We start from the raw sequence: 23,683 nt of genomic DNA on the forward strand, positions 1-23,683 counted from the left end.
ATGGGGGGATGACCGAGACATCCGTCTGTTTGGCCGACCCCCACCTCCGCTACGCGGCACAGTCGCCGCCCGACGGGCCGCGCGAGGTGGCGGTCCTGGGGTCCACCGGCTCCATCGGCACCCAGGCCGTCGACGTGGTGCTGCGGAACCCGGAGCGCTTCCGGGTCACGGCGCTGTCCGCCGGCGGCGGGAACGTCGAGCTGCTGGCCGAGCAGGCGCACCGGCTGCGGGTGCGCGCCGTCGGCGTGGCGCGCGCCGAGCGGGCGGGCGCGCTGCGGGAGGCGCTGCGCGCGCGGTACGGCGCCGGCGAGGCGCTGCCCGAGATCCTGGCCGGGCCCGACGCGGCGACCGAACTCGCGGCCCGCCCCTGCCACACCGTGCTCAACGGCATCACCGGATCCATCGGTCTCGCCCCGACGCTCGCGGCGCTTGAGGCCGGGCACGTGCTGGCGCTGGCCAACAAGGAGTCGCTGATCGTCGGCGGGCCGCTGGTCACCGGGCTCGCCAAGCCGGGCCAGATCGTGCCGGTCGACTCCGAGCACTCGGCGCTCTTCCAGGCGCTGCTCGGCGGCACCCGCGCCGAGGTGTCCCGGCTCGTCGTGACGGCGAGCGGCGGCCCGTTCCGCGGGAAGAAGCGCGCGGAGCTGACGCACGTCACGCCGGCCGACGCCCTGGCGCACCCCACCTGGGCCATGGGCCCGGTGATCACCATCAACTCGGCCACCCTGGTCAACAAGGGGCTCGAGGTGATCGAGGCACACCTGCTCTACGGCATCCCGTTCGACCGCATCGAGGTCGTCGTCCACCCGCAGTCCTACATCCACTCCATGGTGGAGTTCACCGACGGCTCCACGCTCGCCCAGGTCAGCCCGCCGGACATGCGGATGCCCATCGCGCTGGGCCTCGGCTGGCCGGAGCGGGTACCCGGGGTGGCCGCGCCCGTCGACTGGACCCGGGCGCACACCTGGGAGTTCCTGCCACTGGACACCGATGCCTTCCCCTCGGTGCCGCTTGCCTGCCGGGTGGGTAGCCTCGGCGGTACCGCGCCCGCGGTGTTCAACGCGGCCAACGAGGAGTGCGTCGACGCCTTCCTCGCCGGCCGGCTGCCGTTCACCGGGATCGTGGACACGGTCGCTCAGGTGGTCGAGGAGCTGGGCTCCGCCCCCTCCGGAACCTCCCTGACCCTGCCGGACGTCCTCGAAGCGGAGACCAGGGCGCGCGCCCGCGCCCGCGAGCTGGCCGGGACCGCCGGCCGGACCACGACGGAGGCGACCACGGCATGACCGCGCTGATGTTCATCCTCGGGATACTCGTCTTCGTCTTCGGCCTGCTGTTCTCCATCGCCTGGCACGAGCTCGGCCACTACTCGACCGCCCGGATGTTCGGCGTCCGGGTGCCGCAGTTCATGGTCGGCTTCGGCCCGACCATCTGGTCGCGGCACGGCAAGGAGACCGAGGTCGGCATCAAGGCCATCCCGTTCGGCGGCTACATCCGCATGATCGGCATGTTCCCGCCCGGGGACGACGGCAAGGTGCGCAAGCGCTCCACCTCGCCGTTCCGCGGCATGATCGAGGACGCCAGGGCGGCCGCCTTCGAGGAGCTGCAGCCCGGCGACGAGAAGCGGCTCTTCTACACCCGCAAGCCCTGGAAGCGGATGATCGTGATGTTCGCCGGTCCTGGGATGAACCTCATCCTGGCCGTGGGGATCTTCCTCGGCGTGCTGATGGGCTTCGGCGTCAACACCCAGACCACCGCCGTCGCCTCCGTCTCCGAGTGCGTGATCGCGCAGAGCGAGGAGCCCCGCGACTGCCAGGCCGGGGACACCCCGGCGCCGGCCGCCGCCGCCGGGCTGCGCGCCGGCGACGTGATCACCGCCTTCGACGGCGAGCCGATCGGCGACTGGAGCACCCTCCAGCAGCGCATCCGGGACACCACGGGCGCCGCCACCATCACCGTGGACCGGGACGGCCAGACCCTCGACCTGCACGCCGACCTCATCGAGAACCAGGTCGCGAGGACCGACGGCAACGGCGGCTACGTCGAGGGCGAGTACGTCACCGCCGGGTTCCTCGGCTTCTCACCGGCCAGCGGCATCGTCCAGCAGGACTTCGGGCAGGCCGTCGACCGGATGGGCGACATGATGACCACCGGCGTCGAGGCGATGATCGACATACCGTCCAAGATCCCGGGACTGTGGGACGCGGCCTTCGGCGGTGGCGAGCGCGAGCCCGACTCCCCGATGGGCGTGGTCGGCGCGGCCCGCGTCGGCGGCGACATCTTCACCCTCGACATCCCGGCCAGCCAGCAGGTCGCCACCGCGCTCTTCCTGATCGCCGGCTTCAACCTCTCCCTGTTCCTGTTCAACATGCTGCCGCTGCTCCCGCTGGACGGCGGGCACATCGCGGGCGCCGCGTGGGAGTCGCTCCGCCGCGGCTTCGCCAAGGTGACCAGGCGACCCGACCCCGGCCCGTTCGACGTCGCCCAGCTGATGCCGGTGGCCTATGTGGTGGCCGGTGTGTTCATCTGCTTCACGCTGCTGGTGCTGGCCGCCGATATCATCAACCCCGTGCGGCTGACCGGGTGAGGTGCCGTACGCTCAAGGCCTGAGCCCGGGCCGCGCGCCCGCCCGTCCGTACCCTGGGGTTGCACCAAGCCATGACAGCCATCTCGCTGGGCATTCCGTCCGTTCCGACCCGGCTGGCCGAGCGCCGCGCCAGCCGTCAGATCCAGGTCGGATCCGTCGCCGTGGGAGGTGACGCGCCGGTCTCCGTCCAGTCGATGACGACCACGCGCACCTCCGACATCGGCGCCACCCTGCAGCAGATCGCGGAGCTGACCGCCTCCGGCTGCCAGATCGTGCGGGTGGCCGTCCCCACCCAGGACGACGCGGACGCGCTGCCGGTGATCGCCCGCAAGTCCCAGATCCCGGTCATCGCCGACATCCATTTCCAGCCCAAGTACGTGTTCGCCGCCATCGACGCCGGCTGCGCCGCCGTCCGCGTGAACCCGGGCAACATCAAGAAGTTCGACGACCAGGTCAAGGAGATCGCCAAGGCCGCTGGCGACGCCGGCACCCCGATCCGGATCGGCGTCAACGCGGGCTCGCTCGACAAGCGGCTGCTCGCCAAGTACGGCAAGGCCACCCCCGAGGCGCTCGTGGAGTCCGCCCTGTGGGAGTGCTCGCTCTTCGAGGAGCACGGCTTCCGGGACATCAAGATCTCCGTCAAGCACAACGACCCGGTCGTCATGGTCAACGCCTACCGGCAGCTCGCCGCCCGCTGCGACTACCCGCTGCACCTCGGCGTCACCGAGGCCGGGCCCGCCTTCCAGGGGACCATCAAGTCCGCCGTGGCCTTCGGCGCGCTGCTCAGCGAGGGCATCGGCGACACCATCCGGGTCTCGCTCTCCGCCCCGCCCGTGGAGGAGGTCAAGGTCGGCATCCAGATCCTGGAGTCGCTCAACCTCCGCCAGCGCGGCCTCGAGATCGTCTCCTGCCCCTCCTGCGGCCGCGCCCAGGTCGACGTCTACAAGCTCGCCGAGGAGGTCACCGCCGGGCTCACCGGCATGGACGTCCCGCTGCGGGTGGCCGTCATGGGCTGCGTGGTCAACGGCCCGGGCGAGGCCAGGGAGGCCGACCTCGGCGTCGCCTCGGGCAACGGGAAGGGCCAGATCTTCGTCAAGGGCGAGGTCATCAAGACCGTGCCCGAGTCCAAGATCGTGGAGACCCTGATCGACGAGGCCATGAAGATCGCCGAGCAGATGGAGAAGGACGGCGTCCTCTCGGGAGAGCCCGAGGTCTCCGTCAGCTGATCCCACGCGGACCGGCGACGGCCGGGAGGCATCGGGGACGCGCGCCGGTAGCATGCCCAGCACCGCTCACGTCCTCGAACACAAGGCGACCGTCCCCCGTGCTGACCACGTCCACCACCCGGGTCCTGGAACCCACCGACCTCAGCGACGCGCTCGCCGTGCTCGACCAGGACCCGGTGGCCAACGCCTTCGTCACCGCCCGGGTGCTCGACTCCGGCCTCGAACCGCCCTACCTGGGCGGCGAGATGTGGGGCTACTACCGCCGCGGCCGGCTGGTCTCACTCTGCTACGCCGGCGCCAACCTGGTGCCGGTCTGCGCGGGCCCGGCCGCCGTCCGGGCGTTCGCCGAGCGGGCCCTGCGCCAGGGCCGCCGGTGCTCGTCCATCGTCGGCCCGCTCGACCCGACCGCCCGACTCTGGTCCCACCTGGAGCCGCACTGGGGGCCCGCCAGGCAGCTGCGCCGCCGGCAGCCGCTGATGACCACCGACCGGGCGCCGGCCGGCATCGCCCCGGACCCGCGGGTGCGGCGGATGCGGAAGGACGAGATGGACCTCGTGCTGCCGGCCGCCGTCGCCATGTTCACGGAGGAGGTCGGGGTCTCCCCGCTGGACGCGGCCGACGGCGGCCTCGCCTACCAGTCCCGGGTCGCCGAGACGGTCGGCACCGGCCGCTGCTTCGGCCGGGTCGAGGGCGGCCGGGTGGTCTTCAAGGCCGAGATCGGCGCCGTCACCCCACACGCCTGCCAGCTCCAGGGCGTCTGGACGGCCCCCGAGCTGCGCGGCCGCGGACTGGCCACCGCCGGCCTCGCCACCGTGCTGCGGCACGCGCTCGACGAGGTCGCGCCCGTGGTCAGCCTCTACGTCAACGACTTCAACGCCCCGGCGCTCACGGTCTACCGCCGGCTCGGCTTCGTCGAGGCCGGCGCCCTGATGAGCGTCCTGTTCTGACCGATCGCCGCCGCGCCTCGACTGGTCCGCCGGCCATTCGCGGGTACCGGACGCGACTTCGGCGGTGCGGCGCGTTAGCCTCCCGGCATGACACCATCTGCCGGGGAGGCCGCCCCCGACGCCTGGGACATCACCGTCGCGCCGCTCGACCTCGCCGCCCGGGTGGACGAGGCGCTGGCCGTCCAGGCGCAGGCGTTCGGCCTGAGCGACGAGGAGGTGGCGGTGCGCCGCCACATCGTCCAGCGCCACCTGGCCAACCCCGGCGCCCGTGCACTGGGCGCCACCACCCCCGACGGCCGCCTGGTCGGCTTCGTCTACGGAATGCCCAACGACCGGGCTCAGTGGTGGTCAACGGTCGTCGAGCCCTACCTGCGCCGGGCCGGCACCGACGCCTGGCTGACCGACTCGTTCACCATCACCGAGCTGCACGTGCTGCCCGCCTACCAGCGGCACGGCATAGGCCGCCGGCTGATCACCACGCTCACCGACGCGGCCGCCGAACCGCGCTCGATCCTCTCCGCCGTGGACACCGAGAGCCCGGCCCGCGCCCTCTACCGCAGGCTCGGCTACCAGGACCTGGCCCGCCGGGTGCTCTTCCCCTCCGCCCCCTGCCCCTATGCCGTGATGGGCGCCCACCTGCCGCTCCGTCGCTGGTAGCCCGCCGTCACAGCCAGGCCGCGAACTCCAGCAGGGCCTCCGCCTCGGACCGCCGCCCCGCCGACAGGGCGCGCCCGGCCGACTCCACCGCGCGGAACAGCGCCCAGCCGCGCAGCCGTTCGGCGGACAGCTCGACCGAGTCGGCCAGCCTGGCCACCCGGCGCCTGGTGATCGAGGCCGCGCCCGGCGAGGCCACCAGATCGTGCAACCGGTCCCGCGCCAGCCGCGCCAGGTCGTAGGCCCGCTCGCCCACCACCGGCTCAGGGCCCACCGCCAGCCACGGCGCGCGCTCCGCGTCCGAGGCCAGCACCGCCCCCTGTCGGAAGTCCCCGTGCAGCAGCAGCCGCTCCGGTTCCCCGGCCAGCAACTCGTCCCGCGCCGCCAGCGCCGACTCGACCAGCGGCTCCGCGTCGAGGGCCGCCAGCGCGCCGTCCCGCAGCGCCGCCGCCCGCCCGGCCGTGTGCCCGGCCACGGTGGGGAACGGATGCCCCTCGCCCGGATCCACCCACAGCCGGCGGACCACCGAGACCGCCTCCAGTGTCGCCTTGGCCTCGGGCAGCGAACGCAACGAGGTCTCGCCGTGCAGCCGCTCGAGCAGCAACGCGCCGGCCGCCGGGTCGTGGCGCAGCGCGCGGACCGCGCCCAGGCCGTCCCAGCGACGCAGCGCCGCCTCCTCCAGCGCCGCCGGTCGCCAGGGCGCGCATATCTTCAGCGCGGCCCGGCCGCCGTCGGCGCACCCGACCAGCACCAGCATGCTGGTGCGGCCGCCCGGCGCCGCCACCCGCTCCGGCGTCAGCTCCCAACGGGCCAGCACCTCGGCGACCAGTTCGGGCAGCCCGGCCAGCCACTCGGCGCCCTCGGGCGGGCCGGCCGTCGCCAGTCGCGCCGGCGGTGCCAGTTCCATCGTCAACGGCTCCCCTCCGTGTCGTACTCGGCGAGACCGGGGAACGGCGTCCCCGCGCCGCGCCAGCGGGCCGCGCGGACCGCCGCCTCGCTCAGGGCCGCCGCCGCGTCCCGGCGGGCCTCGCCCTCTGCGGCCCGCACCAACTCGGCGTAGGCGCCGGCGAGCCGGGACTCGAGCTCGGCGGCCAGCCGCACCGCGGCCTCCCCGTCGGCCACCTCGAAGGGCAGCTCGTAGGCGGCGGCCGAGGCGACCGGGGTGCCGCCCAGGTCGCGCACCGCCCGGTGCAGCGCGTCGCGCCGCGCGCGGTGCGCCGTGTACGCCTCGTCGGCCTCCCCGACCCGGTCCTCGGCGATCCGCGCGCCGACCACCCCGTACCCGTAGACGGCGGCGTGCTCCGCGGCCAACGCGGCCTGGGTGGCGTCCAGTTCGGGGGACGTGTCACTCATCGGGTGTCTCATGCCGGTCCGTCACCTGGCCTCGTGGAGCAGATACGCCTGGGCCGACCCGGCGGCGGCCAGCGAGGCCAGCAGCCGGGCCAGGTCGGGGGATGCCTCTGGCACGGCGCGCAACCTGGCCTCGGCCACCTCGCGCTCCGCGTCGGCGAGCGCGGTGAGCGCCCGGTCGGCGTCGGCCGGCACCTCGGGCTCGCCGCCCGAGGGACCGGGGGGCGAGGCGTCCCCCTCGTTGAGGGCCGCGAGGTGGGCGGTCACGGTGTCCCGGAACGGCCGCAGCGTGTCGGCCAGCGCCGGGTGCGCGGCCGCGGTCGCGTCGTAGCGCGCCAGCAGGTCGTTGCCGTCCCTCGCGGCCCGGCGGCGCAGCCCCCGCACCGTGGTGGCGGAGACCGTCCCGCCCCCGGATCCGCTCTCCTCCGAGGACGTGCAGCCCGCCAGCGCGCCGGCGGAGCATGCCAGCAGGCCGCCGAGGAACACGGCTCTTCTGGACAGGCGAGAGGGCATGGTTCCCCGTACTTCCCGTCGTCGATCGAGTGTCGAAAGAGGTCGCAAGAGGTCGAAAAGTGAGTGAGTTCGAGTGGGTACGCTGAGGCGATAGAAAGATCACCGCCCGGTGAGCGTACCCGCGCGACGCGCGGATCCCGGCGCCACCCCGCCCCACGGCGTGCCAGGCCGGGGGCCTGAACGCGGTCGGCGTGGCACGCCGCAGGGGATAGGCTGTTGCGCGAGAGTGCGGGAGACGCACCGACGAGACGCGCCATCGACAACAGCACACGCGGCCGAGGAGTCACCCGGATGAGCACGACCCAGATCGACAGGCTGCGGGAGCTGCTGGAGCCGCTGGCCGCCGAGCGGGGGCTTGACCTGGAAGAGGTCAGGATCACTCCGGCGGGCCGGCGGAGGGTGCTCCGGGTGGCGGTCGACTCGGACGGCGGCGTCGGGCTCGAGACCTGCGCCGAGCTGAGCCGCGAGGTCTCGGCCGCGCTCGACGCCTCGGACGTGATGGGCGCCGCCCCCTACGTGCTCGAGGTGACCTCCCCGGGCGCCGAGCGCCCGTTGACCGAGCCCCGCCACTACCGCCGCTCCCTCGGCCGGCTCGTCAGGGCCCGGTTGAGCGACGGCGGCGAGCTGGTCGCCAGGATCGTGGGCGTCGACGAGGCGGGGCTTGATCTGGAGGTCCCGGGGGAGAAGGGCCGCAAGGCCACGTCGCGCCGGGTGGAGTTCGCTGAGATCGCCCGGGCGCGGGTCGAAGTCGAGTTCAGTCGCAGGCCCGCCGGCGACGAGAGCACCGAAGGCTGAAGGAGGCGTAGTCGTGGACATCGACATGAGTGCCCTGCGGGGTCTCGTCCGAGAGAAGGAGATCTCCTTCGACCTGCTGGTGGAGGCCATCGAGTCGGCCCTCCTGATCGCCTACCACCGCACCGAGGGCAGCCGCAGGCAGGCCCGGGTGGTGCTCGACCGGAAGACCGGCCACGTGACGGTCTGGGCCAGGGAGGACCCCGACGAGCTCGAGGAGGCCGGCGAGGACGCCGAGCCCCGCGAGTTCGACGACACTCCGCAGGGCTTCGGCCGGATCGCCGCCACCACCGCCAAGCAGGTGATCCTGCAGCGGCTGCGGGACGCCGAGGAGGACGTCACCTTCGGCGAGTACGCCGGGCGCGAGGGCGACGTGGTGGCCGGCGTGGTGCAGCAGGGCAGGGACCCGAAGAGCGTGCTGGTGGACATCGGCAAGCTGGAGGCGATCCTGCCGCCGCAGGAGCAGGTGCCGAGCGAGGAGTACCCGCACGGCGCCCGGTTGCGCTCGTACGTGGTGCGGGTGGTCAAGGGCGCGCGCGGCCCCTCGGTCACGCTGTCCCGCACCCACCCCAACCTGGTCAGGAAGCTCTTCGAGCTGGAGGTCCCGGAGATCGCCGACGGCACGGTCGAGATCGCGGCGATCGCCCGCGAGGCCGGGCACCGCACCAAGATCGCGGTCCGCTCGCTGCGGCCCGGGCTGAACGCCAAGGGCGCCTGCATCGGACCGATGGGCGGCCGGGTGCGGAGCGTGATGGCGGAGCTGCACGGCGAGAAGATCGACATCGTGGACTGGTCGGACGACCCGGCCGAGCTGGTGGCCAACGCGCTCTCGCCGGCCCGGGTCACCCGGGTCGACGTGGTGGACCAGGCGGCCCGCTCGGCGCGCGTGACCGTGCCGGACTACCAGCTGTCGCTGGCCATCGGCAAGGAAGGGCAGAACGCCCGCCTGGCCGCCCGGCTGACCGGCTGGCGGATCGACATCAGACCCGACACCGAGCAGGCCGCCGAGCGGGCCTGAGCGGCCCGCGGAGGCCGGATCCCGGGGCGCCGGCTCGCGCCGCGGGAATGCGGCCCGCCGGTCGCTTCGTTGGAAGAGTGGAGGGACGGGCCCGCCCGCCGGGCCGGCCGCATGGGGAGGTAGACTTTACTGTGTCTGGCCGGACGCGGGCGAAAGCCTGCCCGGAACGCACCTGCGTCGGATGCCGACAGCGCTCAGTCCGTAACGGCCTGCTGCGTGTGGTGGTGATTGGGGATCGCTGTGTCCCCGATCTTCGCGGTACGCTGCCCGGTCGGGGTGCGTATGTGCATCCCACGACGAGCTGTCTCGAGCTGGCGGTCCGCCGTCGCGCGTTTCCCAGGGCCTTTCGGACCCAGGGGCCGCTCGACACCGGGCAGCTGCGACGGTGGGTCGGCCGGACGGCACCGTCGAAAGTGCAGGAACTGTAAGAAGTGCCGCGTGGGTGGTCCGCGCGGCAGGTACCTCGCGAGTCGGAAGTAGGTCGAGATTGCGATGAGCACTCGATGAGTACGCGATGAGTACGCCCGTGAAGTAGCGAAGGTCCGGCGGACGACCGACCCCGGACCGTAGAAGGAGCGAAGTGGCTAAGGTCCGGGTATACGAGCTCGCCAAGGAGCTTGGAGTCGAGAGCAAGGTCGTCATGGCCAAGCTCCAAGAACTTGGTGAATTCGTCCGTTCGGCGTCCTCGACGATCGAGGCGCCAGTAGTACGCAAGCTGACCGACGCGTTCAGCGGCGGCAACAACCGCAAGGCCCCGCGGCCGGGCGCGCCCAGGCCGGGTGCCCCCAAGCCGGGTGCCGTGGCCCCGCGCCCCGGCCCCGCGCCGCGTCCGGGTCCCGTGTCCCCCAAGCCGAGCGCCGGTGGCCCTCGGCCGACCCCTGGCCCGAAGCCGGCCGCCAAGCCGGCCCCCGCGGCCCCCGAGTTCACCCAGCCGACGACCGGCGGTGGCGAGCAGGCCCCCCAGCAGCCCCGGCAGGAGCGTCCGGCCGGCCCGCGTCCCGGCGCCCAGCAGGGCCCGCGTCCGGGTGCCCGTCCCGGCGGTCCCAGCGGGCCCAAGCCCGGCGCCCGTCCGGGTCCCGCCCCGGCCAAGCCGGCTCCCGCGGCGCCCAAGCCGGGCGGCCGCCCGGCCGGCCCGCGTCCGGGCAACAACCCGTTCACGACCAGTGGTTCCACCGGCATGGCCAGGCCGCAGCAGGCGCCGCGTCCCGGCCCTGCGCCCCGGCCTGGCGCGCCGGCCCAGGGCGGCCCGCGTCCCGGCGGTCAGGACCGTCCCCCGCGCCCGCAGGCGCCGGGTGGCGGTCGGGTGACCCCGGGCAACATGCCGCGTCCGCAGGGCGCGGCCCCCGGCGGCCCGCGTCCGGGCCCCGGCGGTAGCCGGCCCAACCCGGGCATGATGCCGCAGCGCCCGTCCGGCGCCGGCCGCCCCGGCGGCGGCCCCGGCGCCCGTCCGGGCGGTGGCGGCGGTGGCGCCCGTCCCGGTGGCGGCGGCGGCTTCGCCGGCCGCGGCGGCGGCGCGCGTCCCGGTGGCGGCGGTGGCTTCGGCGGCGGCGGTGGCCGTCCCGGCGGCTTCGGTGGCGGCCCCGGCGGCGGTGGCCGGCCGGGCGGCCCGGGCGGTCGCGGCGGCACCCAGGGCGCCTTCGGGCGTCCCGGTGGCCCCGCGCGGCGCGGTCGCAAGTCGAAGCGGCAGCGGCGCCAGGAGTACGAGGCCATGCAGGCCCCGTCCATCGGCGGCGTGATGCTGCCGCGCGGCAAGGGCGAGACCATCAGGCTCTCCCGTGGCGCGTCCCTCACCGACTTCGCGGAGAAGATCAACGCCAACCCCGCGTCGCTGGTCCAGGTCATGTTCAACCTGGGCGAGATGGTCACCGCGACGCAGTCCGTCTCCGACGAGACGCTGCACCTGCTCGGCGAGGAGATGAACTACACCGTCCAGATCGTCAGCCCGGAGGAGGAGGACCGCGAGCTTCTCGAGTCCTTCGACATCGAGTTCGGCGAGAACGAGGGTGGCGAGGAGGAGCTGGTCTCCCGGCCGCCGGTGGTGACCGTCATGGGTCACGTCGACCACGGTAAGACCCGCCTGCTGGACGCGATCCGCAAGACCAACGTCATCGAGGGCGAGGCCGGCGGCATCACCCAGCACATCGGTGCCTACCAGGTGTCGATCGACGTCAACGACGAAGAGCGGCGCATCACCTTCATCGACACCCCGGGTCACGAGGCGTTCACCGCCATGCGTGCCCGTGGTGCCAAGTCGACGGACATCGCCATCCTCGTGGTGGCGGCCAACGACGGCGTGATGCCGCAGACCATCGAGGCGTTGAACCACGCCAAGGCGGCCGACGTGCCGATCGTCGTCGCGGTCAACAAGATCGACGTCGAGGGCGCCGACCCGACCAAGGTCCGCGGCCAGCTGACCGAGTTCGGCCTGGTGGCCGAGGAGTACGGCGGCGACACGATGTTCGTCGACATCTCCGCGCGCCAGGGCACCAACATCGAGTCGCTGCTCGAGGCGGTCGTCCTGACCGCCGACGCGGCCCTCGACCTGCGGGCCAACCCCAGCCAGGACGCCCAGGGCATCGCCATCGAGGCACACCTGGACCGGGGCCGCGGCGCCGTGGCCACCGTGCTGGTCCAGCGCGGCACGCTGCGCGTCGGCGACACGATGGTGGTGGGCGACGCCCACGGCCGCGTGCGGGCCATGCTCGACGACACCGGGCGCACGCTCGCCGAGGCCGGGCCCTCGACGCCGGTGCTGGTGCAGGGTCTGACCAACGTGCCGGGCGCCGGGGACAACTTCCTGGTGGTCTCCGACGACCGGACCGCGCGGCAGATCGCAGAGAAGCGGGCCGCCCGCGAGCGGAACGCGGCGTTCGCCAAGCGCACCCGCCGGGTCTCCCTGGAGAACCTGGACACGGTGCTCAAGGCCGGCGAGGTGCAGCAGCTCAACCTCATCATCAAGGGCGACGCGTCCGGTTCCGTCGAGGCCCTGGAGTCCTCGCTGCTCCAGCTCGACGTCGGCGACGGCGTCGACCTGCGGGTGCTCCACCGGGGCGTCGGCGCGGTCACCGAGACCGACATCGACCTGGCCAGCGGCTCCGACGCCATCGTCATCGGCTTCAACGTGCGCGCCGAGGGGCGTGCCACGCAGGCGGCCGAGCGCGAGGGCGTGGACGTCCGGTACTACTCGGTCATCTACCAGGCGATCGAGGAGATCGAGGCGGCTCTGAAGGGCCTGCTGAAGCCGGAGTACGAGGAGGTCGAGCTGGGCACCGCGGAGATCCGCGAGGTCTTCCGCTCCTCCAAGCTGGGCAACATCGCGGGTGTCCTCATCCGCTCCGGCGAGGTGCGGCGGAACACCAAGGCCCGGCTGGTCCGCGACGGCAAGGTCGTCGCCGAGAACCTCACCATCGAGGGGCTGCGGCGCTTCAAGGACGATGTCACCGAGATCCGCGAGGGCTTCGAGGGCGGTATCAACCTCGGAAACTTCAACGACATCAAGGTGGACGACGTCATCGCGACCTACGAGATGCGCGAGAAGCCGCGCGTCTGACGGTCGGGCCGGGGTCGGTCGGCGGGGGAAACCCCGTCGATCGGCCCCGGCCGTCGCCGTTACGATCACCGCATGTATACCGGGACACTCTCCTTCGACCTGCTGCTCGGCGACGTGCGCTCCCTCAAGGAGAAGCGCTCGGTGGTGCGACCGATCGTGGCGGAACTGCGGCGCAGGTACGCCGTGAGCGTCGCCGAGGTGGGCGACCAGGACCTCTACCGGCGGGCCCACATCGGTCTCGCCGTGGTCTCGGGGGACACCGGCCGGCTCACCGAGGTGCTCGACCAGTGCGAGCGCTGGGTGGCGGACCGCCCCGAGGTGGAACTGCTGTCCGTGCGGCGGCGGATCCACGGCGGCGAGGACGAGTAGCCGGCCGATCCCTACCGGAGCAGGCTGGCAGACAGCCGCGACATTTCCAGAACTGTGCGAGGAGACGGAGCAGTGGCCGACAAGGCACGGGCGAAGAGGCTGGCGGACCTCATCCGCGAGGTGGTCGCCCAGAAGCTGCAGCGGGACATCAAGGACCCCAGGCTGGGCAGCCGGGTGACCATCACCGACACCAGGGTCACCGGGGACCTGCGGGAGGCGACCGTCTTCTACACGGTGTACGGCGACGAGGCCGACCGGCAGGAGGTGGCCGCGGGGCTGCGCAGCGCCAGAGGCGTGCTGCGGTCGGCCGTCGGAGCGGCGGCCGGCGTCAAGCACACCCCGAGCCTGGAGTTCGTGCCCGACGCGCTGCCCGAGACCGCGCGCAACCTCGACCACCTCTTCGACAAGGCGCGGGAGCGTGACGAGGAGCTGCGCCGCTCGTCGGCCGGCGCCCAGTACGCGGCCGGCGCCGACCCCTACCGCGACGCCGGCGAGGACCGGGAGCGCGCCGGGGAGGACGAGGAGGGGCTCTCGGGCGCCGAGGGGCGCGGGGACGAGGACTGACCAGCACATGAGCCGACCCACGGCCGACGGGCTCGTCATCGTCGACAAGCCCGCCGGTTTCACCTCCCACGATGTCGTCGCGGTGCTGCGCGGCATCGCCCGCACCCGGCGCGTCGGGCACGCCGGCACCCTGGACCCCATGGCCACCGGCGTGCTGCTGCTCGGCCTCGGCCGGGCCACCCGGCTGCTCGGCCATCTGGCCCTCACCGACAAGGAGTACCGGGGCACCATCCGGCTCGGCCAGACCACCATCACCGACGACGCCGAGGGCGAGATCACCGCCGGCCGGGGCGCCGCCGGCCTCGACCCGGCCGACATCGCCGCCGGCGTGGCCCGGCTGACCGGCGACATCATGCAGGTGCCGGCCAAGGTCAGCGCCGTCAAGATCGACGGCAAGCGGTCCTACCGGCGGGTCCTGGCCGGCGAGGACGTGGAGATCCCGGCCCGCCCGGTGACCGTCTCCACCTTCACGGTGGACCGGGTGGTCGAGCGCACCCTTCCCGACGGCCTCACCGTCACCGACCTGGACGTCACCGTGGTCTGCTCCTCGGGCACCTACATCCGTGCCCTGGCCCGCGACCTCGGCGCCTCGCTCGGCACCGGCGGCCACCTGACGGCGCTGCGCCGCACCCGGGTCGGCCCCTACCAGGTGGACCTCGCCCGCACCCTCGACGAGCTGCGCGCCGAGCTGACCGTGCTGCCGCTCGGCGAGGCCGCGGCGGCCGCCTTCCCACGCTGGGACGTGACGGAGCGGGAGGCCAGGCTGCTCGGCAACGGCGCCCGCATCACGACGCCGCGGCTGCCGGCCGGGCCGGTGGCCGTCTTCGGACCCGACGACCGGCTCGTGGCGCTGGTCGAGGCCGAGGGCGACCGGGCGCGGAGCCTGGCCGTCTTCGCCCCCCAGGGCTGACCCCTCCGCTCACCGGATCGGGTGAAGAGCGGCCCGGGGACTGCGGCGTCCGAGGGGCGCGCGCGGCTTCCGGTGGGTTTCGGGCCGCCGCTGGGCAGGACCTCCCCCTGACTCGTCAGGGCAGGCGGCAGGGGAGGTTCGAGGATGACGATGGGCTCGGTGGCGACCACGGCCAGGACCGGGCCGGCCCTGGTGCGGGTCGGGGACCTGGCGGGCCGGCCGCGCGGCCTCGGCTTCGCGGCCGACCTGGACGGCACCCTGATCACCAGCCACGAGGCCGTCGACGGTCTCGCCAGACTGGTCCTGCGCTGGCCGGGCGGTGAGGCACGCGTCGTCGAGGCCGCGGACGTCACCGGGCTCCCGCACTGGGACCTGGCCCTGATCCGGGTCCAGGAGCCACCGCCCGGCGCGCCCGGGCTGGTCATCGCCCCCGACCGGGCGGGGCCCGTCCGGCTGCTGGTCGGCCACGACTGGGCGGACGCCACGCTGCACGCGCCGGGCGGACCCGCCGTCTACACGGCCACCGACCGCTACCACCGGATCGAGGAGGCCCTGGAGCTGCGCCTGGCACCGGGCGCCACCGCCGGGCTCCGGCTCGACGCCGCCCACACCGGGGGCCCCGTCGTCGACCCGATCTCGGGAGCGGCGCTGGCCGTTCTCACCACGGCGCTGCGCGCACCGGGGCGCCCGCCGGGCTTCGCCGTGCCACTGCACACGGCGGCCGCCATCGAGGGCCAGGGGCCGCTCGTCGAGCTGCTGCGGCGCAACGGCACCGAGGTGCCCGGCTACGGCACCGCCCTCAACCTCGCCGGGGTGCGGACCCTGGCCGCCGACTCGCTGGCCGCCGCCGGCGTCCGCGCCACGGCCCACGACCGGCCGGAACTGGCGGCCGAACTCGTCGCGTTCGACCGGGGGAGCGCCAGCGTCGCCGCCCTGGTCGGGCCGCCCGGCACCGGCCGCACCACCCTGCTCGCCGCCCACGCCGCCCGCCGGCCGCCCACCGTCTGGCTCTCCGGCGCCGCGCTGTGGCCCGACGACAGCGGGCTGCGGGACGCGGTGGGCCGCGCCCTGGCCCGCGCCGATCCGGACGTGGCCGCCAGGACCGCGCGGGCGGCGGGCCACCCGCTGCTCGTGGTGCTCGACGGCCCGGAGGAGATGCCGGCCGAGCTGGCCGCCCGGCTGCCCGGCTGGACGCGGGCCACCGCCGACTGGCTGCGGGCCGCCGGTGCCCGCCTGGTGCTGGCCTGCCGCCCCGAGTTCTGGGAGCACGCGGGGCGACTCCACCCGCCCGGCACCCTGTACGGCGCACCGGCCGGCACGCTCCCCGCCCACCTGCCGATCGGCGACCTCGGCCCCGGCCCCGCCAGCCGGGCCAGGGCGGCCGCCGGCCTCGACGCGGCCGGCCTCGCCCCCGGCGAGGCGGCACACCCGCTGTCGCTGCGGATGCTGGCCCGGATCCGCGCCGCCCAGCCCGCCGGCGCCGGCGGCGCCCCCGACCGGGACGAGATCTTCTCGGCCCACCTCGACCTCGTCGCGCTCCGCCTGGCGGAGACGCTGGCCGGCGGCGCCGCCGACCGGCACGCCGCGACCAGGGCGGCGGCCAGGATCCACCAGGCGGCGCGGCGCTCGGCCCTGACCGGCGTCCTGCCGAGGCGGGCCTTCGACGCCCTCTTCCCCTGGCCCGGCGGCTGGGCCAGGGCCGTGCTCGACCAGGGGCTGCTGCGTCCTTCCGGCGCCGACTACCGGTTCGCCGACGAGGAGTTCGCCGACTGGCTGCACGGCCGCCACCTCGCGATGGACGCCGCGCTCGCGGCCGCGGCACGCAGCGGACTGCCGAGGCATCGGGCCGGCGCCCTCACCCAGGCCCTGCTGCGACATGGCCGCGGGCGGGGCGCGGCCGCCCTGCGCGGCCTGCTGCCGCTGCCGGCCGCCGAAGAGCCCGCCGACCGGGGCTGGTGGGCGGCCCGGCTGAGCCGGCAGGTGCTGCCGGCGCTGCCGGACGCACGCCCGCTGCTGGCCGAGCTCCGGGCGCTCGCCGACCTGGTCGGCGCCGGCACCGTCCCGGCCGAACCCTTCGGACCCGACTTCTGGCGCGCTCTCTCCGTCGAGGAGGACGACAGGATCGACCTGCTCCGCCGGCTGCTGCCCGCCGACCGCGGGACCCACGGGCCGCGCTACCTCGGCACGGTGAGCGAGCTCCTGGCCGCCCGGCCACGGCAGGCGCCCGCCCGGCTCTGCCGCTGGTTCGACGACGAGCGGCCGCTGCGCTTCGCGGGAGAGGGCGAGCCGCCCGAGGACGTCACGGTGGCCTCGGCCGCGCAAGCCCTGCTGCACACCCACCGCCGCCTGGCCCCGGACGAGCTCACCGAGGCCCTGATCGACGCCGGCCATCCGCGCGCCGACGAACTGCTCGCCGAACTCGCCCATGACGAGCCGGCCGCGCTCTGCCGCGCGGTGGAGCGCTGGGCGCAGGACGGCCGACCGGAACGCAGGGCCGCCGCCGTCGACCACGGTCTGCGCACCGCCGGGCGTTCCCCCCGCGCCCTGACCGACCAGGACCGCGGGCTGCTGCGCTACGCGGCCAGGGCGCTGCTCGCCCGCCCCGAGGACGCCGCGCTGCACCCGAGCGCCTGCGCGCTGCTGGTCCAGGCGGCGCCGGTCGGCGAGCCGGGCGAGGGCGGGAAGGCCCGCGGGGAGTCGGGCGCCGGCCAGGGCAAGGCGGGCGTCCCCCGCCGGGAGGGGGCCCGGTACCGTGGAGCGGCAGGTCCACATGGATAGCGGCATAGCGGATAGCGCGAGGAGCGATGAACGGTGGAGCGCTGGCGTGATATGGCGGACATCCCCGGCGACTGGGGACGCAGCGTCGTCACCATCGGCTCGTACGACGGTGTTCACCGCGGGCACCAGCTGATCATCGGCAGGGCGGTGGCCCACGCCAGGGATCTTGGCGTGCCGGCGGTCGTCGTCACCTTCGACCCCCACCCCAAGGAGGTCACCAGGCCGGGCAGCCATCCGCCGCTGCTCGCCCCGCACCCGCGGCGCGCCGAGCTGCTGGCGGACCTGGGCGTGGACGCCGTGCTCGTGCTGCCGTTCACCAAGGAGTTCTCCCAGCTCTCGCCCGCCGAGTTCGTGGTGAAGGTGCTGGTGGAGAAGTTGCACGCGCGTGCCGTCGTCGAGGGGCCCAACTTCCGCTTCGGGCACCGCGCCGCCGGCACCGTGGCGACACTGGCCGAGCTGGGTGTGACCTACGGCTTCGAGGTGCTGGTGGTCGACCTGTTCGAGCGCGGCGGCCCGGGCGACGAGCCGTTCTCGTCCTCGCTGGCGAGGCGGCTGATCGCGGAGGGCGACGTGGCCGCGGCCGGCGAGGTGCTCGGCCGCCCGCACCGGGTCGAGGGCACCGTGGTGCACGGGGCCGGGCGCGGCCGGGAGTTGGGCGTGCACACCGCCAACCTGGACGTGGTGCCGCACTCCGCGGTGCCGGCCGACGGCGTCTACGCGGGCTGGCTGCTGGCCGCCGGGGAGCGGTTCCCCGCGGCCATCTCGGTCGGCACCAACCCGCAGTTCAACGGCACCGAGCGCACCGTCGAGGCGCACGCGCTGGACCGCACGGACCTCGACCTCTACGGACAGTCGGTGGCCATCGACTTCCTGACCCGGCTGCGCGGCCAGGAGGTCTTCGACTCCGTCGAGGGGCTGCTCGAGCGGATCGACGAGGACCGGCGCAGGGCGCGTGAGTTGACCGCCGGCGGCTGACCGGCCCCGTCGGGGGCCGGCCGGCCGCCTGGCTCTGGCGTCTAGCCCTGGGGGGGCTGGGCCGGCCAGGCCCCCGGCTGCTGCGGGAAGCCGTACCCGAACCCGGGCTGCTGCGGCTGCTGCCCGGCCCCCGGGTGGCCCGGCTGCGGCGGCGGCTGCTGGCCCGGCTGTGGCTGGGGGTAAGGGGCATGCGGCTGCTGTTGGGCCGGGGGCACCTGCTGCTGCGGGTGTCCGGGCTGGCCCGGCTGCGGGTAGCCGTAGGCCGGCGGCTGCTGACCCTGCCCGGGCAGCGGCGGCGCGACCTGCGGCGGCAGCCCGCCGTCCGGCGTCCACAGGCCCTGCTCCTGCTGTACCCGCACGAAGTCCTCGGCGATCAGCGCGGCCAACTCGAAGTAGGCCTGCCGGGTCTTGGGCCGCATCATGTCCAACTCGACCTCGGCGCCGGCCGCCAGGTGCTCGTCGAACGGCGCCACGATCACCCCGCGGCAGCGGGTCTGGAAGTGGGCCACGATGTCCTCGACCTTGACCATCCGGCCCGTCTCCCGGACTCCGGAGATCACGGTGATGCTGCGCTGCACCAGGTCGCCGTAGCCGTGCGCGGACAGCCAGTCCATGGTGGTGCTGGCGCTGCTCGCCCCGTCCACCGAGGGGGTGGAGACGATGATCAGCTGGTGGGCGAGGTCGAGCACGCCGCGCATCGCGCTGTACAGCAGGCCGGTGCCCGAGTCGGTGAGGATGATCGGGTACTGCTTGGCCAGCACGTCGATGACGCGCCGGTAGTCCTCGTCGTTGAAGGTGGTCGAGACGGCCGGGTCCACGTCGTTGGCCAGGATCTCCAGGCCCGAAGGCGCCTGCGAGGTGAACCGGCGGATGTCCATGTAGCTGTTCAGGTAGGGGATCGCGCCGACCAGGTCACGGATGGTGGCCCCGGTCTCGCGACGCACCCGGCGGCCGAGCGTGCCGGCGTCCGGGTTGGCGTCGATCGCGATCACCTTGTCCTGGCGCTCACTTGCCAGGGTGGCGCCGAGCGCCGTGGTGGTGGTCGTCTTGCCCACGCCGCCCTTGAGGCTGATCACCGCGATCCGGTAGCCGGAGAGCACCGGGGTGCGGATGACGGCGAGCTTCCGCTGCCGCTCCTCCTCGGCCGCCCGGCCACCGATCCGGAAGCGCGAGGCGGGCTTGCTGACCGGCTGCGAACGCGGCTTGTTGCGGCGCTTGTCGTGCAGCAGCCGGTCGGACGACAGCTCGACCGAGGCCGTGTACCCGAGCGCGCCCGGCTGCGGCTGGGCGTTGTACTGCTGCGGGTCGGGCCAACTGGTGCCGGCCCTCGGGTCCTGCGGCTGTGCCGGCGGCTGCGGCTGTCCCGGCGCGGCCGGGACCGGGGCCGGGGTGGCGCTGGTGGCCTGCGGCTGCGCGGGCACGCCGGGCTGCGGGAACCCGGGCTGTGGCGCGGGCGGTTGCTGCTGCTGACCCGGCTGCGGCCACTGTACGGCCGGCGGTTGGGCGCCGCCGCCCCCGTGGGGCGGGAAGCCGTAGCCGGCGGGGGCGCCCGGCACACCGGGCTGCGGCCCGGGCGCGGCGGCCGGCACCGGCCCCTGCACCGGCTGCGGGAACCCGTAGCCACCGGGCGCCTCGGGCTGTGGCTGCGCCGGCGGCAGCGCGTGTGGCTGTGCCTGCGGCTGCTGGGCCGGGATCGGGGTCGGCTGGGGGGCTCCCGGAAGTGACTGCTGTGCCGGGGCGGACGCCGGCTGGGGTGGTTCCGGCCACTGCGGGGCCGGCGGTTGGGCGCCGCCCGGCGGCGGGAATCCGTAGCCACTCGGCGCGTTGGCCGCCGGAGGCGGGGTCGGCTGCGGCGGGCTCGGTGGCTGCGCCGCGGCCGGCGGCTGCGGGAAGCCGTAGCCGCCGGGGGCGTTGGCCGGCTGGGCCGGTTGGGCCGGCTGGGGAGCGCTGGCAGCCGGTGGGAATCCGTAGCCACCGGGCGCGCTGTTCGCCTGCGGCGGCGCCGGCTGCGGCTGGCTCGTCGGCTGGGCCGGCTCGGGCCAGCGGGGGAGCGCGGGGAGGCCGGGGGCGGCGTCCGCCGTCGCGGGACCGCTGGGCGGGGGCAGCGCGGGCAGCCCGGGGGGAGCGGCTGGAGTGGCCGGAGCGGCCGACGGCTGTGCGGGCGGGGGCCCGTCCTCCGTCGTGACCTCGTCGAGCAGTTCGGGACCCTGCTCGAGCTCCGGGTCCTCCTCGGCGTCCAACGCGGACTCCGTCGCCGGCTTGGCGAACTCGACCTGGACGGGCGGCTCGTCGGGCTGCGCCGCGCGCTGCGGCGTGAAGATGGCGGTGTTCTCGGAGGCCACGAGGCCGGCGCCGTCGGTGGCCGGTGCCGTCTTGTCGGGCGGCGTCGGCGGGCCGGCCTGGAAGTCCGGCGGGAGCGGGGGCAGCCCACCGGGCAGCGCCGGCGGGGCGGGGGGCCCGGCCGGCGGCGGCGTGGCCGCTGCCGCGGACGACTCCTCGGCCGCCGGCTCGGCCGGCTCGGCCGGCTCCGGCGCGGGCGCCGAGGCGGCGTTGGCCTTCCGCACGGCCTGCGGCGAGATCAGCATGGTGGAGGCCGCGGTCACGTCGTCCGACCGCTCCTCGGCCTCGGCCTCGGCCGCCTGCTCGGGCTCGGGCTCGGGCTCGGGTGTGGGGGCCGGCGGTGGTGGCGGGGGGCCCGTGACCAAGGCGGGCGGCGGCCCGGGGAACGCCGGCGGCTGGGCGCCGGGGACCGGCGGCGGGCCGACCGGCGCACCGGGCGCGGGCGGCGGGCCGGGGAAGGCCGGCGGCGCGGGCGTGGAGGGCTGCTGTGCCTGCGGCTGCTGGGCGGCCGCGGGCGGTCCGACCGGCGGGCCGGCGGGAGGCTGTTGCTGCTGGGGCGGCACGGCCGCGCCGCCGCCGGCCGGAGCCGCGGGCTGGCTCGCGCCGCCGCCGGAATACCAGGCCGGCGGCGTGTAGTCGATGGTGAACTGCCCCGTGGTCTCGGACTCCTCCTCGAGGAGCTCGTCATCGGGGCGTTCGTCGGCGGAGGTCTCCTCCGCGGTGCGAACCCTGTCCCGATCGCTGTTCACGACGCCTCCCGCTGCTGGTTATGCCTCTGATCCGCATCTGTAGTGGCCCGCTACGTCGGATGACGGACCGGATCTCCCGAGCGGTTCCCCCGTCACGGGATCAGGCCATTCTGTACGGCACACCTGACGTGCCCACCATCACCCTAGTCGTCACCGCCGGAACTCCCCCACCCCTCCCCAGTAGGTGCGGGTTCCCTCACAAGGCGAACGTCGGGCAGGCGACCATCAGTTGCATGAAATGGGCGGAATGGTCCCCTTATGGTGCCCAGCGGACTGCCTCCCGCAACGCCCTCAGCCGGTGGGATCGAGGCGGCTCGGATTACCCAGCAGACCGGTCTCGCCGTCCGTCGGCACCATCCGCACCAACCGCCGCGACGTCCTGGTGCACCACAGCACGGCGTCCTCCGCGAAGGTCGACAGCGCCTCCGCCTGCACGGCGGGGAGTGCCATGAGACGGCCGAGCTGGACCGCCTCCTCGGGCGACACCCGCTGGATCCCCACCAGCGAGGCCCGCTCCAGCAACGGCGGGGCCGCCGGGCTCAGATAGGGCAGCAGCGTCAGCACCGGCTGCCAGGGGCCCGAGGCCACCCGGCCGCGCGGCGGCCGCGTGCCGCAGTCCCGCACCACGAGCACCGGACTGCCGAGCGTGGCGCCCAACGGCGGGACCCGGCCGACCTCGTGCAGCGTCATGCACTCGACCCCGCCGTTGGCCGCCTGCGCGAGCCGCGCCCAGACCGGCGCCCGCGCCGTCTCCACCGCGACCCGGGCCCCGGTGGCCACCGCGCGCAGCGCCAGGACCTGCGCCGCCCACACGCCGCCCACCAACACCATGTCGTACGGCACGGGATGGTGGATCCCCAACACTGCGGGGCGGGACCGGGCGTCGGCGCCGACGATGATGCCGTCGTCCCCCACCGGCAGCGCGAGGGCGCCCAACTCGTCGGCGGACAGCACATGCCCTCCGTGGCCCATCAGCGCATCCCTCCCAGCGGCAACGTGGCCTGCACCCCTGGCAGCTGCTGCCGGTCCATCCGGGCGAGCTGCAGCCCGGAGCCGCGCGCCGCGCTCGCCAACTGCCGGCTCGCCGCCCGCAGCTCCGCCTCGCTCCTGCCGGTCACCCGGACGTGACCGCCGAGCGCCACCGAACGCCGGCCCGCGCTGCGCAGCGTCAACGAGAAGGTGGTGGCGAACGCGGGCAGCGAGGTCAGCAGCGCGACCAGGCCCGGCAGCGGCGTCGCGCCTGGCCCCAACGCGGGCCAGCGGGCCACCCGGAACGTCGTGTGCCAGCGGTCGTCGCAGCGCCACACCCGCGCGCCCTCGGCCGTGCGGCGCGGGCGCGGCCCCTCGGCCTGCCCGATCTGCGTGGTGGCCGCCGGGTCGGAACTGGTGCACGCGGCCACCGCCGAGAGCAACTCACCCTCGGTCAGCACCGTGGCGCGGAACCCGGCGCCCGCGAGCCGGCTCGCCAACTGCTCCACCGCCCTGGCCAGCGCGCGCTGCGCGCCCACCAGACCGCCGCCCCGCTCGGCCACTGCCGCCGGGCACAACTCGGGGTCGAACCGCAGCGCCACCCACGTCAGCCGCAACGCCGGCGCGCCACCGGGCCCCTGCGGCTGCAACAGGGCGTAACTCGCGCCGGCCACCGACCGGTCGGGCAGCTGCGGCGCCGGCGCCGGCTGCGTGTGCTGCACCGACTGCACCGAGGCCAGCCGTATCCCATCCGTGTCCAGCGCGTCGTGCAGCAACGAGAGCGGCAACGGCCGCACCCCGTGGCCGGGTTGCAGCGGAGCGAGCACGGCCTCCACCCGCAGCACCGCCGTCAGCGAACCGCCGTCCGCCACCATGCCCAGCTCCCGCCGATCTCGGGCCGCGTACGCGTGGCTCACGAGGCCGGGCACACACTCGGCGGCGAGCGAGACCAGCGGATCGCCCCCGGCCGGCAGCGGCCCGGCCGCCTGCCGCCTCCGCCGCCTGAGCGCGAGCGCCGACCCCATCCAGAGCGGCAACGGCTCCCCACGGCGCCAGGCCGCCACCACCAGCACCAGCAGCGCCACGGGCAGCGGCGCCAGCGCCCACAGCGCCAGGCGCGCGGGACCGGCCACGGCGAGGCCCCCCAACACCAGGGCGCCGGCCACCTGGAGGCACACCAGCGGCCAGAGCGCGAGCAGCCCGCCCGAGCCGGCCGGCTGACGCGGTGACACCCCCTCGGCGCGCACCGCGTCCGAACCGTCCGAACCGTCCGCATCGGATCGCACCGCCGTCGCGGCAGCCGTCACCATGCTCCTCGCCCCCCTCCTCACCGTGATCGGATCGTCACCCGGCATAGTAGGTCCCCGGTCTGACAACCAAGCGCACGGGTGCGGT

At 75.0% G+C, this 23,683-nt stretch carries 20 protein-coding genes; 14 read left to right on the forward strand and 6 right to left on the reverse strand.

Features of this window, described 5'->3' with window-relative positions; translation table 11 throughout:
* Nucleotides 1-8 precede the first annotated feature (8 nt).
* The 5 genes from dxr (at nucleotide 9) to ACFWI8_RS24885 (ending at nucleotide 5,414) form a co-directional block, all read left to right on the forward strand.
* Nucleotides 9-1,283: a 1-deoxy-D-xylulose-5-phosphate reductoisomerase gene (gene dxr / locus ACFWI8_RS24865; RefSeq protein WP_387095413.1), complete on the forward strand. Its 1,275-nt coding sequence runs from the start codon at nucleotides 9-11 to the stop codon at nucleotides 1,281-1,283.
* Entirely contained in the window at nucleotides 1,280-2,584 is a 1,305-nt protein-coding gene (locus tag ACFWI8_RS24870) for a M50 family metallopeptidase (protein ID WP_387095416.1), read from the forward strand. The genes dxr and ACFWI8_RS24870 overlap by 4 nt, the downstream gene beginning before the upstream one ends.
* 71 nt (nucleotides 2,585-2,655) lie before the next feature.
* The gene (gene ispG / locus ACFWI8_RS24875; protein WP_387095418.1) at nucleotides 2,656-3,810 is read left to right on the forward strand and encodes a flavodoxin-dependent (E)-4-hydroxy-3-methylbut-2-enyl-diphosphate synthase; all 1,155 of its coding nucleotides are present in this window, start codon (nucleotides 2,656-2,658) and stop codon (nucleotides 3,808-3,810) included.
* Between the two features lie 98 nt (nucleotides 3,811-3,908).
* Entirely contained in the window at nucleotides 3,909-4,757 is an 849-nt protein-coding gene (locus ACFWI8_RS24880) for a GNAT family N-acetyltransferase (RefSeq protein WP_387095421.1), read from the forward strand.
* A gap of 87 nt (nucleotides 4,758-4,844) precedes the next feature.
* Nucleotides 4,845-5,414, forward strand: a complete 570-nt coding sequence (locus ACFWI8_RS24885; RefSeq protein WP_387095424.1) for a GNAT family N-acetyltransferase — start codon at nucleotides 4,845-4,847, stop codon at nucleotides 5,412-5,414.
* A gap of 7 nt (nucleotides 5,415-5,421) precedes the next feature.
* Here the strand turns inward: ACFWI8_RS24885 and ACFWI8_RS24890 are convergent, their stop codons facing one another.
* From ACFWI8_RS24890 to ACFWI8_RS24900, 3 genes are read right to left on the reverse strand one after another with little or no spacing between them, the layout of a single operon-like run.
* A complete protein-coding gene (locus tag ACFWI8_RS24890; protein WP_387095427.1) occupies nucleotides 5,422-6,318 on the reverse strand; it encodes an aminoglycoside phosphotransferase family protein in 897 nt (298 codons plus the stop codon).
* Between the two features lie 2 nt (nucleotides 6,319-6,320).
* Nucleotides 6,321-6,764, reverse strand: coding sequence for a ferritin-like domain-containing protein (locus ACFWI8_RS24895; RefSeq protein WP_387095431.1), 444 nt, complete (start codon nucleotides 6,762-6,764; stop codon nucleotides 6,321-6,323).
* 21 nt (nucleotides 6,765-6,785) lie between these two features.
* Nucleotides 6,786-7,274, reverse strand: coding sequence for a hypothetical protein (locus ACFWI8_RS24900; RefSeq protein WP_387095434.1), 489 nt, complete (start codon nucleotides 7,272-7,274; stop codon nucleotides 6,786-6,788).
* 291 nt (nucleotides 7,275-7,565) lie between these two features.
* Between ACFWI8_RS24900 and rimP the strand changes: the two genes are divergently transcribed.
* The 9 genes from rimP to ACFWI8_RS24945 all read left to right on the forward strand — a co-directional run bounded on the left by rimP (nucleotide 7,566) and on the right by ACFWI8_RS24945 (nucleotide 18,230).
* The gene (gene rimP / locus ACFWI8_RS24905) at nucleotides 7,566-8,069 is read left to right on the forward strand and encodes a ribosome maturation factor RimP (RefSeq protein ID WP_387095437.1); all 504 of its coding nucleotides are present in this window, start codon (nucleotides 7,566-7,568) and stop codon (nucleotides 8,067-8,069) included.
* A gap of 13 nt (nucleotides 8,070-8,082) precedes the next feature.
* Nucleotides 8,083-9,084, forward strand: a complete 1,002-nt coding sequence (nusA, locus tag ACFWI8_RS24910) for a transcription termination factor NusA (protein ID WP_387095440.1) — start codon at nucleotides 8,083-8,085, stop codon at nucleotides 9,082-9,084.
* A 131-nt stretch (nucleotides 9,085-9,215) separates the two neighbouring features.
* Nucleotides 9,216-9,512, forward strand: a complete 297-nt coding sequence (locus tag ACFWI8_RS24915; RefSeq protein ID WP_387095443.1) for a YlxR family protein — start codon at nucleotides 9,216-9,218, stop codon at nucleotides 9,510-9,512.
* 152 nt (nucleotides 9,513-9,664) lie between these two features.
* Nucleotides 9,665-12,634, forward strand: coding sequence for a translation initiation factor IF-2 (gene infB, locus ACFWI8_RS24920; RefSeq protein WP_387095446.1), 2,970 nt, complete (start codon nucleotides 9,665-9,667; stop codon nucleotides 12,632-12,634).
* A gap of 72 nt (nucleotides 12,635-12,706) precedes the next feature.
* On the forward strand, nucleotides 12,707-13,003 hold the full coding sequence (locus ACFWI8_RS24925) for a DUF503 domain-containing protein (protein ID WP_387095449.1): 297 nt from the start codon (nucleotides 12,707-12,709) through the stop codon (nucleotides 13,001-13,003).
* A gap of 72 nt (nucleotides 13,004-13,075) precedes the next feature.
* Nucleotides 13,076-13,567: a 30S ribosome-binding factor RbfA gene (rbfA, locus tag ACFWI8_RS24930; RefSeq protein ID WP_387095452.1), complete on the forward strand. Its 492-nt coding sequence runs from the start codon at nucleotides 13,076-13,078 to the stop codon at nucleotides 13,565-13,567.
* 7 nt (nucleotides 13,568-13,574) lie between these two features.
* Nucleotides 13,575-14,477 carry a tRNA pseudouridine(55) synthase TruB gene (gene truB, locus ACFWI8_RS24935; protein ID WP_387095454.1) on the forward strand — a complete coding sequence of 301 codons (903 nt, stop codon included), beginning with the start codon at nucleotides 13,575-13,577 and terminating at the stop codon, nucleotides 14,475-14,477.
* Nucleotides 14,478-14,621: 144 nt separating this feature from the next.
* Entirely contained in the window at nucleotides 14,622-17,255 is a 2,634-nt protein-coding gene (locus ACFWI8_RS24940) for a serine protease (protein WP_387095457.1), read from the forward strand.
* Between the two features lie 33 nt (nucleotides 17,256-17,288).
* Nucleotides 17,289-18,230: a bifunctional riboflavin kinase/FAD synthetase gene (locus ACFWI8_RS24945; RefSeq protein WP_311601250.1), complete on the forward strand. Its 942-nt coding sequence runs from the start codon at nucleotides 17,289-17,291 to the stop codon at nucleotides 18,228-18,230.
* A gap of 41 nt (nucleotides 18,231-18,271) precedes the next feature.
* On the opposite strand, the gene ACFWI8_RS24950 is transcribed toward ACFWI8_RS24945, so the two are convergent.
* The 3 genes from ACFWI8_RS24950 to eccE form a co-directional block, all read right to left on the reverse strand.
* Nucleotides 18,272-21,319, reverse strand: a complete 3,048-nt coding sequence (locus ACFWI8_RS24950; RefSeq protein ID WP_387095461.1) for an SCO5717 family growth-regulating ATPase — start codon at nucleotides 21,317-21,319, stop codon at nucleotides 18,272-18,274.
* A 291-nt stretch (nucleotides 21,320-21,610) separates the two neighbouring features.
* Nucleotides 21,611-22,291: a hypothetical protein gene (locus ACFWI8_RS24955; protein WP_387095464.1), complete on the reverse strand. Its 681-nt coding sequence runs from the start codon at nucleotides 22,289-22,291 to the stop codon at nucleotides 21,611-21,613.
* Nucleotides 22,291-23,598 carry a type VII secretion protein EccE gene (gene eccE, locus ACFWI8_RS24960; RefSeq protein WP_387095467.1) on the reverse strand — a complete coding sequence of 436 codons (1,308 nt, stop codon included), beginning with the start codon at nucleotides 23,596-23,598 and terminating at the stop codon, nucleotides 22,291-22,293. The genes ACFWI8_RS24955 and eccE overlap by 1 nt, the downstream gene beginning before the upstream one ends.
* Nucleotides 23,599-23,683 lie beyond the last annotated feature (85 nt).

Origin of the sequence: Streptomyces sp. NPDC127098, from assembly GCF_042722465.1 — a bacterium.
GTDB lineage: Bacteria > Actinomycetota > Actinomycetes > Streptomycetales > Streptomycetaceae > Streptomyces > Streptomyces millisiae.